This is a genomic window from Pseudomonas sp. GW821-FHT11D10 (genome assembly GCF_058808435.1).
Window position 1 is genome coordinate 1 of the sequence record NZ_JBXARR010000007.1, and the last position, 16,061, is coordinate 16,061.

General features: G+C 61.0%; 10 protein-coding genes. 8 read left to right on the forward strand and 2 right to left on the reverse strand.

The window, feature by feature from the left end; genetic code table 11:
• The first annotated feature begins 171 nt into the window (after nucleotides 1-171).
• From recC to yfiB, 6 genes are all read left to right on the forward strand, one after another.
• Nucleotides 172-3,624, forward strand: a complete 3,453-nt coding sequence (gene recC / locus AC1RT4_RS20265) for an exodeoxyribonuclease V subunit gamma (RefSeq protein WP_493087396.1) — start codon at nucleotides 172-174, stop codon at nucleotides 3,622-3,624.
• Complete coding sequence (recB, locus tag AC1RT4_RS20270) at nucleotides 3,621-7,310, forward strand: exodeoxyribonuclease V subunit beta (RefSeq protein ID WP_493087398.1); 3,690 nt, start codon at nucleotides 3,621-3,623, stop codon at nucleotides 7,308-7,310. Before recC ends, recB begins: the two co-directional genes overlap by 4 nt.
• Nucleotides 7,307-9,415: an exodeoxyribonuclease V subunit alpha gene (gene recD / locus AC1RT4_RS20275; RefSeq protein WP_493087400.1), complete on the forward strand. Its 2,109-nt coding sequence runs from the start codon at nucleotides 7,307-7,309 to the stop codon at nucleotides 9,413-9,415. The genes recB and recD overlap by 4 nt, the downstream gene beginning before the upstream one ends.
• A 119-nt stretch (nucleotides 9,416-9,534) precedes the next feature.
• A complete protein-coding gene (yfiR, locus tag AC1RT4_RS20280) occupies nucleotides 9,535-10,110 on the forward strand; it encodes a regulatory sequestration protein YfiR (protein ID WP_493087402.1) in 576 nt (191 codons plus the stop codon).
• Nucleotides 10,107-11,375, forward strand: coding sequence for a diguanylate cyclase DgcN/YfiN (dgcN, locus tag AC1RT4_RS20285; RefSeq protein WP_273902674.1), 1,269 nt, complete (start codon nucleotides 10,107-10,109; stop codon nucleotides 11,373-11,375). Before yfiR ends, dgcN begins: the two co-directional genes overlap by 4 nt.
• Nucleotides 11,375-11,875 (forward strand): outer membrane lipoprotein YfiB, encoded by a 501-nt coding sequence (gene yfiB / locus AC1RT4_RS20290; RefSeq protein ID WP_170929403.1) that lies wholly within the window; start codon nucleotides 11,375-11,377, stop codon nucleotides 11,873-11,875. Before dgcN ends, yfiB begins: the two co-directional genes overlap by 1 nt.
• Here yfiB and AC1RT4_RS20295 read toward each other — a convergent pair.
• Complete coding sequence (locus AC1RT4_RS20295) at nucleotides 11,872-12,819, reverse strand: LysR family transcriptional regulator (protein ID WP_493087405.1); 948 nt, start codon at nucleotides 12,817-12,819, stop codon at nucleotides 11,872-11,874. The genes yfiB and AC1RT4_RS20295 overlap by 4 nt on opposite strands.
• 149 nt (nucleotides 12,820-12,968) lie before the next feature.
• Here AC1RT4_RS20295 and AC1RT4_RS20300 point away from each other — a divergent pair, with 149 nt between their 5' ends.
• Entirely contained in the window at nucleotides 12,969-14,495 is a 1,527-nt protein-coding gene (locus tag AC1RT4_RS20300) for a CoA-acylating methylmalonate-semialdehyde dehydrogenase (RefSeq protein WP_011332335.1), read from the forward strand.
• Nucleotides 14,496-14,504: 9 nt separating this feature from the next.
• On the forward strand, nucleotides 14,505-15,392 hold the full coding sequence (gene mmsB, locus AC1RT4_RS20305) for a 3-hydroxyisobutyrate dehydrogenase (RefSeq protein ID WP_039772935.1): 888 nt from the start codon (nucleotides 14,505-14,507) through the stop codon (nucleotides 15,390-15,392).
• A 94-nt stretch (nucleotides 15,393-15,486) separates the two neighbouring features.
• On the opposite strand, the gene AC1RT4_RS20310 is transcribed toward mmsB, so the two are convergent.
• Nucleotides 15,487-15,831, reverse strand: a complete 345-nt coding sequence (locus AC1RT4_RS20310) for a cupin domain-containing protein (protein WP_007953863.1) — start codon at nucleotides 15,829-15,831, stop codon at nucleotides 15,487-15,489.
• Nucleotides 15,832-16,061 lie beyond the last annotated feature (230 nt).

The window sequence follows — 16,061 nt, forward strand, 5'->3', positions numbered from 1 at the left end:
GTAGGTCATCGTCAAGATTAAATTCCGAAACCCCAATTGCGAAAGCAGTTGGGGTTTTGTTTTGCCCGCAGGAAAGTTCTTACAGCATTCTCAGCCGCCTTGCGGCTGTCGTCGCCTGCCGACAATGCTAAGGTTCAGCCCTAGCTTTTGTACTTTCCCAAGGAAGCCTTCATGCCGGACACCCAGTCCCTCAACGCTGCATTCATGGTCGTTCAGAGCAACAGCCTGGATGAACTGCGCAGCCTTGTGATCAGCATCATGCGGCGCTATCCACTGGCTCCCCTGGAGAATGAAATCGCGCTCGTACAGAGCAACGGCATCGCTCAATGGCTCAAGCTGGCACTGGCTGAGGACTCTGAAGAGGACGACTCCGGCGGCTGTGGTATCGCCGCCGCTATTGATGTGCAACTGCCGGGCAGCTTTATGTGGCAGCTTTACCGGATGGTGCTGGGACGAGAGGAGATTCCGGCAAAGTCGCTGCTCGATAAGGCACCTTTGACCTGGCGCCTGATGCGCCTGCTGCCACAGGTCATCACCCGACCGCATTTCGAACCGCTACAACGCTTCCTCACCCATGACACCGATCTACGCAAACGCTACCAGTTGTCCGAACGTCTGGCAGACCTCTTCGACCAATACCAAGTTTACCGCGCTGATTGGCTTGAGGACTGGGCAGAGGGGCATCATCAACTCCGCAATGTAAGAGGTGAAGCGAAGCCGCTCTCACCGACCAGTTGCTGGCAGGCAGAATTGTGGCGCGCTCTGCTGGACGATGTGGGCGAGCAAGGCATGGCTCAAAGTCGGGCGGGCGTGCACCAGCGGTTCATGGAGCGCATCAACAGTCTTGAACGCGCACCGACCGGACTTCCCCAGCGAGTGATCGTTTTCGGAATTTCCTCTCTGCCCGCACAGGTTCTGGAGGCATTGGCCGGGCTTTCCCGTTTCAGCCAGGTTTTGTTGTGCGTCCATAACCCCTGTCGTTATCACTGGGCCGATATCGTTGCCGACAAGGATCTCTTGCGCCATCAGTACAAGCGGCAAGCCCGAAAAAACGGCATGCCCGTGGTGCTGGATTCTGAATCGCTCCACCAACATGCTCACCCCCTTCTCGCAGCGTGGGGCAAGCAAGGTCGCGATTACATCAACCTTCTCGACAGCTACGACGAGCCGGACAGCTATCGCGCAGCATTTCGCAACGGACGTATCGATCTGTTCAGCGAAAACCAGCCGAAGAACATGCTCAATCAGTTACAGGACGACATTCTGGAGCTGCGGCCGCTCAGCGAGACTCGAGCGCTCTGGCCGGCAGTCGATCTGACTCAAGACGATTCGATCCGCTTTCACATAGCCCATAGCGCCCAGCGCGAAGTGGAGATTCTTCACGACCAGCTCCTGGCCCGTTTCAGTGCCAATCCCCAATTACGCCCTCGCGACGTAATCGTGATGGTGCCTGACATCGATAGTTATGCGCCGCATATCCGCGCCGTATTTGGGCAGCTGGATCGTCAGGATCCACGCTTCATTCCTTTCACCATGGCCGATCAGGGCCAGCGCGGACGGGATCCATTACTGATCGCTGTCGAGCATCTGCTGAAGCTGCCGGACAGCCGTTTCCCCGTCAGTGAAATTCTCGACCTGCTCGACGTTCCTGCGTTACGCGCAAGATTTGGTGTGCAGGAGCGAGACTTGCCGACCCTGCATCGCTGGATCGAAGGTGCCGGCGTGCGTTGGGGCATCGATGCCGGGCAACGGGCCGAGCTGGGATTGCCCGATGAGCTGGAGCAAAACAGTTGGCGCTTCGGCCTGCGCCGGATGCTGCTCGGCTATGCCGTCGGCAGTTCCGGAACCTGTGGGAATATCGAACCCTACGATGAAATCGGTGGTCTCGATGCCGCGTTGATCGGCCCTTTGGTAGCGTTGCTGGATGCACTGGAACTCTCGCATCAGCAACTGATGAAACCCGCGCAACCGCAGGAATGGGGACATCGGCTTCAGGCGTTGATGCAGCTGTTTTTCAAGCCCGAAGATGAGCATGACGACTATCTGCTGGCTCAACTCGAGGAGTTGCGCGAAACCTGGCTGGAAACCTGTGAAGCCGTCGGTCTGCTGGACGAGCTGCCACTGACCGTCGTCCGTGAGGCCTGGCTGGCGGGGCTGGATCAGGGGCGTCTGTCGCAGCGCTTCCTGGCGGGAGCCGTGAACTTTTGCACGTTGATGCCGATGCGCGCGATCCCGTTCAGGCTGGTTTGCCTGTTGGGCATGAACGATGGTGATTATCCACGCGCTCAACCACCGCTGGACTTCGATCTCATGGGCAGCGACTACCGACCGGGAGATCGCTCACGTCGCGAGGATGATCGCTATCTTCTGCTCGAAGCGCTCTTGTCCGCCCGTCACCAGCTTTACATCAGTTGGGTGGGCCGCAGCATTCGCGACAACAGCGAGCGGCCAGCCTCTGTGTTGATCGGCCAGTTACGCGATCATCTCGCCAATGGATGGCGATCGTCCGAAGACCACGAGGATCTCCTGATTGCCATGACTCAGGAGCATCCGTTGCAGCCATTCAGTTCGCGCTACTTCCATGAGGAGGACAAACTGTTCAGCTATGCCAGCGAATGGCAGGTGCTGCATCAACCTCACGAACAGAACGACGTCGCAACAATGCTTGCCTCCCATGTTCAGGAGGAGCCGTTGAGTCTGGAGCTGCTGCAGGACTTCCTGCGCAATCCGGTCCGACACTTTTTCACTCAGCGACTCAAGGTTTACTTCGAAGCGGCGCAGGTACCTCAGGCTGACGAGGAGCCATTTGTGCTGGATGCATTGCAGCGATACATGCTCAGCGACAGCTTGCTCGGGGCAGCCTTGAGACACCCGGACAATGTTGATCAGGCGCTCGCATCTCAAGCCCGACGCCTGCAGAACAGCGGACTGTTGCCCATGGCCGGGTTCGGTGAATGCCTTCAACGAGAGCTGATCGAGCCTTTGCCAGACTTGTTGCAACGATATCAACAGCTGTTGGCGTTATGGCCAACACCCCTGACCAACGCCCTACCGATCAATTTTGAATGGCAGGAACTGCGCCTTGAAGGATGGCTGGGCGGTTTGCACCGGCGCGCCGATGGTGGCGTACTGTCGGTCACAACAATCCCCAACAGCATTGGCTCGATCAAGAGCCGTAAATGGCATCGCATGACCAAGCCTTGGGTCAGCCATCTTGTCGCGTGTGCCAGTGGACTTTCCCTGACGACAGCACTGGTGGCCAGTGATGACACGCTCCTGCTTGAACCTCTGGAACAGGCCCGGGCGGGCCGAATTCTCGAGGATCTGCTGCTCGCCTGGCAGACGGGCATGCGCCAGCCACTTCCGGTCGCGGTGAAAACGGCTTTTGCATGGCTGGCCCAGACCGATCCGGTCAAGGCTGAAGCAGCTGCCCGTAAAGCCTATGAGGGCGATGGTCAGACCAGCGAAGGCGAGCGGCGAGAAAGCCCGGCTCTGTCCCGACAATTCGCCGACTTCGATGCACTGCAGGCGGATGAAACCTTCTCCGGTTGGTGTGATGCACTGTATCGCCCTCTGCTTGAGGCACCGTGGCGCTCATGGACCCACGAGGAGGCCGGCGCATGAGTAACCAGCCGCCACTCGCCCTGGCATTCCCGTTAAAGGGCAGCCAGCTGATCGAAGCCAGTGCGGGCACTGGCAAGACGTTTACCATTTCGGCGTTGTATCTGCGGTTGATCCTTGGCCATGGAGGCGAGGCGAGTGGTTTCGGTCGAGAGCTGTTGCCCCCGCAGATTCTCGTGGTGACCTTCACCGACGCGGCCACCAAAGAGCTGCGCGAACGTATACGCACACGTCTGGCCGAGGCCGCCCGTTTCTTCCGTGACGAGACACCGCCCCCCGATGCGTTGATCGATGAACTGCGTGCAGAGTTCGATCCGCAACAATGGCCCGGTTGTGCCAACCGCCTGGATATCGCCGCGCAATGGATGGACGAAGCCGCGGTTTCGACGATCCACAGTTGGTGTCAGCGAATGCTGCGCGAGCATGCGTTCGACAGCGGCAGTCTGTTTACCCAGACTCTGGAAACCGATCACAGCGACTTGCTCGGCGAAGTGCTGCGCGATTATTGGCGGCTGTTCTGCTATCCGATGCAGGGGGATGCCTTGAACTGGGTTCGCAGCCATTGGGGAGGGCCGGCGGCCCTGTTGCCGCGTGTGCGTGGGCTGTTTGGCACCGAGCGCGAAGGGGATTCAGAAAAGACGCCATCCGAGCTGATCGAAGAATGCCTGCAGGAACGCCGTGCGGCATTGGTGGAATTGAAGGGCCCATGGCGGCAGTGGGCTGATGAGTTACTCGCCATCTGCCATCAGGGCGTCGTCAACAAAACCGTGGACGGGCGCAAGATGCAGGCCCGTTATTTCGAACCCTGGTTCGAAAAGCTCAAGGCATGGGCCGAGGATGAGGCGCTCGAACAACTGGATATCGGCACCGGGTTCGCCCGATTAACACCCGATGGCATGGCTGAAGCCTGGAAAGGCGAGCCGCCGAGCCACCCGGGCCTGGATGCCATGCCTGTGCTCAAGTCGAGCCTCGACAATTTGCCGACGCCCGATGCAGCCGTGCTGCAGCATGCTGCCAAATGGGTCGGTGCCCGCTTTGAAGACGAGAAGCGCCGTCGAGCCGAAATGGGTTTCGACGACATGCTGTTGCGTCTGGACTCGGCCTTGCAATCCGACGGTGGGGAGCGGCTCGCCACGCTCATTCGCGAGCAGTTCCCTGTCGCCCTGATCGATGAGTTCCAGGACACGGACCCGGTGCAGTACCGGATCTTCGAAAGCATCTATCGCATTGAAGAGAATAACCCCGAGACCGGGCTGTTCCTGATTGGCGATCCGAAGCAGGCGATCTATGCCTTCCGTGGCGCGGACATCTACACCTATCTGCGAGCCCGCCAGGCCACAACCGGGCGACTGCATACCCTGGGTACGAACTTCCGTTCCAGTCACGGGATGGTCAGTGCGGTCAACCATGTATTCGAACGTGCCGAGTCCCGTGAGCAAGGGCGCGGAGCATTTCTGTTCCGAGAGAAAAGCGGCGATAACCCGGTGCCGTTCCAGCCTGTGGAGGCTCAGGGTCGTAAAGAACATTTGCAGGTATCCGGGCTGGATGTGCCAGCGCTGAACATCTGGCATCTATCCACCGACAAACCACTGTCCGGGGCGGTTTATCGCCAGCAGTTGGCGGCGGCCTGCGCCAGTGAGATCACGACTCTGCTCAATGGCGGGCAAACCGGTCGTGCCGGGTTTGCGCAGGAGGGCAAGGATTGGCGTGGGCTGCGGCCAGCGGACATTGCGATCCTGGTGCGCGATGGTAAAGAGGCGCAGGCGGTACGCGGTGAGCTCGCAGCGCGCGGAGTCCGCAGCGTTTATCTGTCGGACAAGGACTCGGTCTTTGCCGCTCAGGAAGCCCATGATCTGCTGTCGTGGCTCAAGGCGTGCGCCGAGCCGGATGTCGAACGCTCCCTCAAAGCGGCGCTGGCGTGCATCACACTGAACCTGCCGCTGGCTGAGCTGGAGCGTCTGAATCAGGACGAGCTGGTGTGGGAAACCCGGGTCATGCAGTTTCGTGGTTATCGTGAGCTCTGGCGCAAGCAAGGGGTGCTGCCGATGTTGCGGCGCCTGCTGCACGACTTTCAACTGCCGCAGATGCTCATCGCCCGCAGTGATGGCGAGCGGGTGCTGACCAACCTGTTGCACCTGTCGGAGTTGTTGCAACAGGCCGCGTCGGAACTCGATGGCGAGCAGGCACTGATCCGTCATCTTGCCGAGCACCTGGCGCTGTCCGGGCAGGCAGGTGAAGAGCAGATCCTGCGTCTTGAGAGCGACGAACAACTGGTCAAGGTCGTGACCATTCACAAGTCCAAGGGCCTTGAATACCCGTTGGTGTTCCTGCCTTTCATCTGCTCGGCCAAACCTGTGGATGGCAGTCGATTGCCGCTGCATTACCACGATGAGTCCGGCAAGGCCCGTATCAGTCTGAAGCCCGACGCCGACCTGATCGCCCTGGCGGACAACGAGCGCCTGGCGGAAGATCTCCGCTTGCTCTACGTCGCGCTGACCCGTGCACAACATGCGTGCTGGCTCGGGGTGACGGATCTCAAGCGCGGCAATCACAGCAGCTCGGTGCTGCATCTTTCTGCACTGGGCTATCTGTTGGGAGGCGGCGCAACGTTGAACGAGTCCAGCGGATTGGCCCGCTGGCTGGACGATCTGCAACAGGATTGTTCGGCGCTGAGCGTTATTGAAATGCCGGAGGCCACCAGCGAGGAGTATCAGCCTCCGCGTAATGAGGCCACACTACGTGCCACCCTTTTGCCGAGTCGCAGGGCCAGCGAAAACTGGTGGATCGCGTCGTACAGCGCCTTGCGCATCAGTGACGTGCTGAGCGTTGGCAATGACGAAGCTCCCGACAGTCCGCAGGCGCAAAAGCTGTTTGACGACGAACGCCTCGATCCTGAAGCTCCGCGCGAGATCATCGCCGGCGGGGCTGATATTCACCGCTTCCCTCGCGGACCGAATCCAGGAACGTTTCTTCACGGTTTGCTGGAGTGGGCAGGGGAGGAAGGGTTCGCGGTTACCCGCGAGTCGCTGGACGATGCGATTGCCCGGCGTTGCAATCGGCGGGGCTGGGAAGGCTGGATCACCACCCTCGGCGACTGGTTGCAACACTTGCTCAAACTGCCACTGCCCGCAGGGCTCGACCAACCGCCAGTGGTGCTTGAGCAATTGAAGCAGTATCGGGTAGAGATGGAGTTCTGGTTTGCCAGCCACAAAGTCGACGTGCTCAAGCTCGACGAACAGGTGCGTCATTTCACCCACAACGGTGTGGCCCGGGTCGGCGCCGAAGCGGTGCAGCTCAATGGCATGTTCAAAGGCTTTATCGACCTGACGTTCGAGCATGAGGGTCGTTACTATGTGGCCGATTACAAATCCAACTGGCTGGGTGTCGATGACGCTGCGTACACCGAACGGGCCATGGAACAGTCGATTCTCGACAACCGTTACGACCTGCAATACGTGCTGTATCTGTTGGCACTGCATCGTCAGCTCAAGGCGCGGCTTACCGATTACGACTACGACCGGCATATCGGCGGCGCGTTGTATCTGTTCCTGCGCGGGACACGGGCCCCTGGCGGTGGCGTTTACTTCGCGCGACCACCAAGGGAACTGATCGAGCGTCTGGACCTCATGTTCCAGGGCAAACCGCAACCCAAGGCCGAGCCCGCGTGGGAACAGGGAGTACTGCTATGAACCGGACATTCGCCGACCTGCTGCCAACGCCGCTGACCGCCGAAAGCCTCGCGCAACTGACGCCCCTGACCCGTGCCGATGATCTGTTGCTGTTGCTGACCCAATGGGTCGAGCGTGGCTGGTTGCGGGCACTGGACAAGGCATTCGTGGCCTTTCTTCATGAGTTGGTACCCGATGTCGATCCACTGGTGTTGCTAGCCGCCGCATTGACCAGTCACCAGCTCGGCCATGGTCATGTCTGCCTGGATCTGTTCGAAACCCTCAAGGCACCGGATTTTGCACTGTCCCTGCCGCCGGAGGGGGATGCGCAACCCGGCGTGTTGCTGCTGCCTTCGCAACTGCTCGAAACCCTCGACGGAGCGCATTGGTGCAAGGTGCTGGCCGGCAGTTCGCTGGTGGCACTGGCCGCCGACGAAGGTGCGTCGGCGCAGGAACGCCCGCTGGTGTTGTCCGGCAAGCGCTTGTACTTGCGGCGCTATTGGGCCTATGAGCGGCGTATCGACAGCGCATTGCGTCAGCGGCTCGCGGAGCAGGAAGAGACACCACCCGATCTTGCTCGGCGGCTGGACGCACTGTTCGATCCGGCGCAGCGTGCGGATGTCATCGACTGGCAGAAACTCGCCTGCGCCCTGGCCACCCGAAGTGCCTTCAGCATCATCACGGGTGGCCCGGGTACCGGCAAGACGACGACGGTGGTCCGTTTGCTGGCGTTGCTCCAGGCACCTGCGGTCGAGGCGCATCAACCATTACGCATTCGGCTCGCGGCGCCTACCGGTAAAGCGGCGGCGCGGCTGACCGAGTCCATCAGTCAGCAGGTGCAATCGCTGAAGGTCGCTGACAGCGTCCGGGAAAAAATACCGACCGAGGTGACCACGGTGCACCGCCTGCTCGGCAGCCGTCCCGGCACTCGGCACTTTCGTCACCATGCCGGTAACCGTCTGCCCCTGGACGTACTGGTGGTCGATGAAGCGTCCATGATCGACCTGGAAATGATGGCCAATCTGCTCGATGCCTTGCCGCCTCATGCCCGATTGGTGTTGCTGGGCGACAAGGATCAACTGGCCTCCGTGGAGGCGGGGGCGGTGCTGGGGGATTTGTGTCGCGATGCCGAGGCCGGTTGGTACAGTCCGCAGACCCGCCAGTGGCTGGAACAGGTGAGCGGCGAATCCCTGCAGGACAGCGGCTTGCACGAAGGCTCTGACGGCGCGCATCCGTTGGCCCAGCAAGTGGTGATGTTGCGTCACTCGCGGCGTTTCGGCGAGGGCAGCGGCATCGGTCAACTGGCGCGACGGGTGAATCAGCAACTCCCGGTTGAGGCTCGCCAGTTGCTGGAAGCCAAAACTCATGGCGATGTGTTTTCGTTGCCGCTTCAGAACGAGCACGACCGGAAACTTGAGAACCTGGTGCTCGATGGACACGGCGAAGGCCCTCACGGTTATCGACACTATCTGAGCGTCTTGCGCGATCGACGTCCGGTGAGCGGAACGCCGCTCGAACATCCAGGCTGGGTCGACTGGGCGCGTGACGTCCTGCGGGCCTTCGATACCTTCCAGTTGTTGTGCGCAGTGCGCAAAGGGCCGTGGGGTGTCGAGGGGCTGAACCAGCGCATCACCGACGCGTTGCTCAAGGCGCGTCTGATCGAAAGCGATCAGCAATGGTACGAAGGCCGGCCGGTGCTGATGACCCGAAATGACTACGGTCTGGGGCTGATGAACGGTGACATCGGTATCGCCCTGAAATTGCCCGAGCGCGATGGCCCGGACGCCGGTAAGTCGGTGTTGCGAGTGGCGTTTCCGCGTAACGACGGGCGCGGCGGGGTGCGTTTCGTGCTGCCTAGCCGGCTCAACGATGTCGAGACCGTCTATGCGATGACTGTGCACAAGTCGCAGGGCTCGGAGTTTGCTCATACCGCGCTGATCCTGCCGGACGCCCTGAATCCCGTGTTGACCAAGGAGCTGATCTACACCGGAATTACCCGGGCCAAGGACTGGTTCACCTTGATTGAGCCTCGGAGCGGCGTGTTTGAAGAAGCGGTGCAGCGCAAGGTGAAGCGCCTGAGTGGACTGATGCTGGAACTGGAAGAAGGGGCGCCGCATAAAGGATGAAGGTGCCTTCGATTGCCGCCGGTAATTGACCGACCGGTCAGAGGTCGCTGTATCGCTGGCGTTCCAACGCTGTGCTATCGTTGCGGCATCATTTAGTAACGATCCAAGAGAATCCCTGCATGAAGGTGGCTGTCTGGGCGACAGAGCGCGTAGTTGGCTGCAAGCAGGCGTTGCTTGCCGGTGTGCTCTGTTTGTTCACGGGTGTGGCCGCTGCCCAGACTCAAACCCCGGTGGGCATGGCCGAGCAGCGGGCCAAATCCGTCACCCAGGTTGTCCTCGGTATCCTCAGTTACGCGCGCTGGCCGGTAGAGCCTGCGCAATTGCGCCTGTGCATCGTCGGCCCGACCGAATACACCGACGACCTGGTCAAGGGCACGACCCAGGCCACGGGGCGTCCGGTCATCGTGCGTCGACTGTTGGCCGACAACCCGGCCATCGTCAGCGAGTGCGACGCGGTCTACATCGGCAAGCTTACGACCGACGAACGCAGCCGGCTGTTCGCATCCCTGATCGGCCATCCGGTGCTGAGCATCAGCGAAGGCGGCGATCAATGCACGGTCGGCAGCCTGTTCTGCCTGCGGGTCGGCGATGAGCAAGTGTCGTTCGAGGTCAATCTCGACTCCGTCGCCCGCAGCGGCGTGCGCATTCATCCCAGCGTGCTGCAGTTGTCGCGCCGCAAACCGGCGGTGCCATGAGACGCGACAAATCCACAGGGCGCCCGTCACTGGGCTCGGTCATTGGTCGTGGCAATCTGATTGTGGCGCTGGTCGCCGTGGCAATGGCCAGTGTGTCGCTGACGCTGCTTGGGGTGCTGGCGCTGCGGGTCTATGCCGATCACAACCTGCACTTGATCGCCCGCTCGATCAGTTACACCGTGGAAGCCGCCGTGGTGTTCAACGACAAGGCCGCCGCGACCGAAGCGCTGGCGTTGATCGCATCGACCGAAGAAGTGGCGGATGCCCAGGTGCTGGACACTCAGGGCCAGTTGCTCGCGCGCTGGCAGCGCCCGGAGAACGGCCTGTTTTCCGAACTGGAGATGCAGGTCGCGCGGGTCATTCTGGAAAAACCCATCAGCCTGCCGATCCTCCATCAGGATCGCGAGATCGGGCGCATTTTGCTGATCGGTCACGGCGGCAGCCTGATGCGCTTTCTGCTGAGCGGTCTGGCGGGGATCATTCTCTGCACGGCGATCAGCGCCTGGGTCGCGCTCTATCTGGCGCGTCGCCAGTTGCGCAGGATCATCGGCCCGCTGCACAGTCTGGCGGCAGTGGCTCACGCCGCGCGCAGCGAACGTGCACTGGATCGACGCGTGCCCCGGGCGAAAATTGCCGAGCTCGACAATCTGGGTAACGACTTCAATGCTCTGCTCGATGAACTCGAAGACTGGCAAACCCACTTGAAAAGCGAGAACGAAACCCTCGCCCACCAGGCCAGTCACGACAGTCTCACCGGATTGCCAAACCGGGCCTTTTTCGAGGGTCGCCTGATCCGTGCGCTACGCAGCGCCCACAAACTGAACGAGCGCGTGGCGGTGCTGTTTCTCGACAGCGACCGCTTCAAGGATATCAACGACAGCTTCGGTCATGCCGCCGGCGACGCAGTGCTGGTGGCGGTAGCCAACCGGGTGCGGGCGCAGTTGCGTGAGGAAGATCTGGTGGCGCGTCTGGGTGGTGATGAATTTGCCGTTCTGCTGACGCCTTTGCACAAGACCGAAGACGCCGAGCGCATTGCCGACAAGATCCTCGCCAGCATGGACATCCCGATTGCACTGCCCGGCGACAGCAGTGTCGTGACTTCGCTCAGTATCGGCATCGCCGTTTACCCCGATCATGGCGCCACGCCCGGCACCTTGCTCGATGCGGCGGATGCCGCGATGTACCAAGCCAAGCGTTTGTCGCGCGGCGCCCAATTCACGGCCGGGTCGGAGCACCCGGTCGATCCCGTTCAAACCAGGAGCTGATGCCCGTGTTCTCACTTTCCTTTCGCCTGTTTTCCACCCTGTTGCTGACGGCCATGCTGGCCCTGACCGGTTGCCAGACCGCCCCGCAAAAAGGCCTGACGCCAGCCCAGGTCGCAGTCCTCAAGCAGCAAGGCTTCGAGCTGACCGATGACGGCTGGGAGTTCGGCCTGTCGGGCAAAGTGCTGTTTGGCAGCGATGTCGAAAGCCTGAACAAGCAAAGTACCGAAATCGTCGAGCGTATCGGCAAAGCGTTGCTGGGTGTCGGCATCGAGCGCGTGCGGGTCGATGGCCACACCGACGCCTCGGGCAAGGAAACCTACAACCAGCAGCTGTCACTGCGTCGCGCGAAAAGCGTCGGCAAAGTGCTGACGTCGGTCGGCATGAAGGAAGAGAACATCCAGCTGCAAGGCCTCGGCAGCCGCGAACCGGTCGCCTCCAACGATACCGCCGCCGGCCGCACCGAAAATCGCCGGGTGTCGATCGTGGTCAGCGCCGATTAATCGGCGAACTGCATCTCGCGGGTCTCACCCATCAACAGACCCTGATTGCGCTCGGTCACCGCACGGATGTAATCCCACAACAGGGTGATCCGTTTCAACTTCCGAAGATCCTCCCGGCAGTACATCCAGAACTGCCGGGTGATGTCGATTTCCTCCGGCAACACCGGCAGCAGGCGCGGATCCTGTGCCGCGAGGAAGCACGGCAGAATCGCCAATGAGCGCCCCTGCTGCGCCGCCACGAACTGCGCGATCACGCTGGTACTGCGCAAATTGGCGCTGGCGCCGGGCAACACGTTCGCCAGATACAGCAGCTCCGAGCTGAACGCCAGATCATCCACATAACTGATGAATTGATGCTTGCCCAGGTCGGCGGGGCGGCGGATCGGCGGGTGTTTGTCGAGATATTCCTGGGTTGCGTAGAGCTGCAAGCGGTAGTCGCAGAGTTTGCAGCACACGTACGGTCCGTGTTCCGGGCGTTCGAGGGCGATGACGATGTCGGCCTCGCGTTTGGACAGGCTGATGAAGTGCGGCAGCGGCAGGATGTCCACCGAGATCGCCGGGTAGGCGTCGACGAAGTGGCTCAGTTGTGGGGTGATGAAAAAGCTGCCGAAACCTTCGGTGCAACCCATGCGCACATGCCCGGACAGTGCGACGCCGGAGCCGGACACCTGCTCGCAGGCCATGTGCAGCGTGCTTTCGATCGACTCGGCGTAACTCAGCAGGCGCTGACCCTCGGCAGTCAGCACGAAACCGCTGGTGCGCGATTTTTCGAACAGCAAAGTGCCGAGCGCCGCTTCCAGTGAACTGATGCGCCGCGACACGGTGGTGTAGTCCACCGCCAGGCGCTTGGCCGCCGTGCTGGCCTTGCGGGTGCGGGCGACTTCGAGGAAAAACTTGAGGTCGTCCCAGTTCAGCGAGCCTAGAGAGGTGATGTTTTTTTGCATGATGGACGGGCTTATATGTGCGTTCTTATTAGAAGTTTGCACATCTATACTCCAAAAACAGTCCGACAACCAATTCGTGACACACGCCTCATCTCAAGGCGAACCTTTCGCCTTGGCTCCTAAGATAATAACAAGTTCTGGAGACCAGCATGAACGCATCGCTTACGCCCAACGAAACCACGATCCAGAAGGTCAAGCTGCTGATCGACGGCGAGTGGGTCGAGTCGCAGACCACCGAGTGGCACGACATCGTCAACCCGGCGACCCAGCAGGTTCTGGCCAAGGTTCCGTTCGCCACCGCCGCTGAAGTCGACGCCGCCGTCAGCGCCGCCCAGCGCGCCTTCCAGACCTGGAAGCTGACCCCGATCGGCGCGCGCATGCGCATCATGCTCAAGCTGCAAGCGCTGATCCGCGAGCATTCCAAACGCATCGCCGTGGTGCTGAGCGCCGAGCAGGGCAAGACCATCGCTGACGCCGAGGGCGACATTTTCCGTGGCCTGGAAGTGGTCGAGCACGCCTGCTCCATCGGCAGCCTGCAGATGGGCGAGTTCGCCGAGAACGTCGCTGGCGGCGTCGATACCTACACCCTGCGCCAGCCGATCGGCGTCTGCGCCGGCATCACCCCGTTCAACTTCCCGGCGATGATCCCGCTGTGGATGTTCCCGATGGCCATCGCCTGTGGCAACACCTTCGTCCTCAAGCCATCCGAGCAGGATCCGCTGTCGACCATGCTGCTGGTGGAATTGGCGATTGAAGCAGGCATTCCGGCCGGAGTTCTGAACGTCGTCCATGGTGGCAAGGACGTGGTCGATGGCCTGTGCACCCACAAGGACATCAAGGCCGTTTCGTTCGTCGGTTCGACCGCCGTCGGCACCCACGTTTATGACCTGGCCGGTAAACACGGCAAACGCGTGCAATCGATGATGGGCGCGAAGAACCACGCGGTGGTGCTGCCGGATGCCAATCGCGAGCAAGCGCTCAATGCCTTGGTCGGTGCCGGTTTCGGTGCGGCCGGTCAGCGTTGCATGGCTACCTCGGTGGTGGTGCTGGTGGGCGCGGCCAAGCAGTGGCTGCCGGATCTGAAAGCGCTGGCGCAGAAACTCAAGGTCAACGCCGGCAACGAGCCGGGCACCGATGTCGGTCCGGTGATTTCGAAAAAGGCCAAGGCGCGGATTCTCGATCTGATCGAAAGCGGCATCAAGGAAGGCGCCAAACTCGAGCTGGACGGTCGCGACATCAGCGTGCCGGGCTACGAGAAAGGCAACTTCGTCGGCCCGACCCTGTTCTCCGGGGTAACCACCGACATGCAGATCTACACCCAGGAAATCTTCGGCCCGGTGCTGGTGGTGCTGGAAGTCGACACCCTCGATCAGGCCATCGCGCTGGTCAACGCCAACCCGTTCGGCAACGGCACGGGCCTGTTCACCCAGAGCGGTGCGGCGGCGCGTAAATTCCAGACTGAAATCGACGTCGGCCAGGTCGGCATCAACATCCCGATTCCGGTGCCGGTGCCATTCTTCAGCTTCACTGGTTCGCGCGGTTCGAAACTCGGCGACCTCGGCCCGTACGGCAAGCAAGTGGTGCAGTTCTACACCCAGACCAAAACGGTCACGGCGCGCTGGTTCGATGACGACAGCGTCAACGACGGCGTGAACACCACCATCAACCTGCGCTGAGGAATGGCCATGAAAATCGCATTTATCGGGCTGGGCAACATGGGCGCGCCGATGGCGCGCAACCTGATCAAGGCTGGGCATTCGCTCAACCTGGTGGACCTGAACAAAACCGTGCTGGCGGAACTCGAGCAACTGGGCGGCACCATTCGCGCCTCGGCTCGCGAAGCTGCTGAAGATGCAGAACTGGTGATCACCATGTTGCCGGCGGCGGTGCATGTACGCAGCGTCTGGCTCGGTGAAGACGGTGTTCTCGCCGGGATCGGCAAAGGCGTGCCAGCGGTGGATTGCAGCACCATCGACCCGCAGACTGCGCGCGATGTAGCTGCGGCGGCTGCCAAACAAGGCGTGGCCATGGCCGATGCACCGGTGTCCGGTGGTACTGGTGGCGCCACGGCCGGGACGCTGACCTTCATGGTTGGCGCCACCCCGGAACTGTTCGCCACCCTGCAACCGGTGCTGGCGCAGATGGGCCGCAACATCGTGCATTGCGGTGAGGTCGGCACCGGGCAGATCGCCAAGATCTGCAACAACCTGTTGCTTGCCATTTCGATGGTCGGCGTCAGCGAGGCGATGGCGCTGGGCGATGCGCTGGGCATCGACACCACGGTGCTCGCCGGGATCATCAACAGCTCGACCGGGCGTTGCTGGAGTTCGGAAATGTACAACCCGTGGCCGGGCATCGTCGAAACGGCACCGGCCTCGCGTGGTTACACCGGCGGCTTCGGCGCCGAGCTGATGCTCAAGGATCTGGGGCTGGCTACCGAAGCGGCGCGTCAGGCCCATCAGCCGGTGGTGCTGGGCGCGGTGGCGCAGCAGTTGTATCAGGCGATGAGTCAGCGCGGGGAAGGGGGCAAGGACTTCTCGGCGATCATCAACAGCTATCGCAAGCCGCAGTAATCGTCGTCAGGCCTGTACTCGTCACAGGTCTGCAATTCAGATGCAGTAGGTGTTGCCGGGAAATCACGTCGGGTGGTTTCCCGGCTTTTTTGTATCAGGCGAACACGAAATATTTGCGCACGGTCTCGACCACTTCCCAGGTGCCTTTCATGCCTGGCTCGACCACGAAGATGTCGCCGGCGCGCAGGTGGATCGGCTCCATGCCGTCCGGGGTAATCACGCAGTAGCCTTCCTGGAAATGGCAGTACTCCCACTTCACGTAATCCACTCGCCACTTGCCCGGTGTGCAGATCCAGGTGCCCATGATCTTGCTGCCGTCTTCGCTGGTGTAGGCGTTGAGGTTGACGGTGTGCGGGTCGCCCTCGAGCTTTTCCCATTTGCAGGCGTCGAGTACGGGCAGGGGATGGGTGTCGCGCAAAACGGTGATAGGTGCGGGCATGACGGCTCCAGGCCAGAGGGAGTTAGAGCCGTCACCGTAGCTTTCGCGGGTGCTGTCGGAATGTCTGGGGTCGACCTCCAGATGCCTGTAAGCGCTGGCGCAGATCTGCGTAAAAACTGGATTTGCACCATCGCTGTGCATACATGACGGTTTTAATACAAGCATGCACCATAAAAGTTCAATCAATTTTTAGACTAAAACGAGATAACCATTCTGACACCTATTGCAAA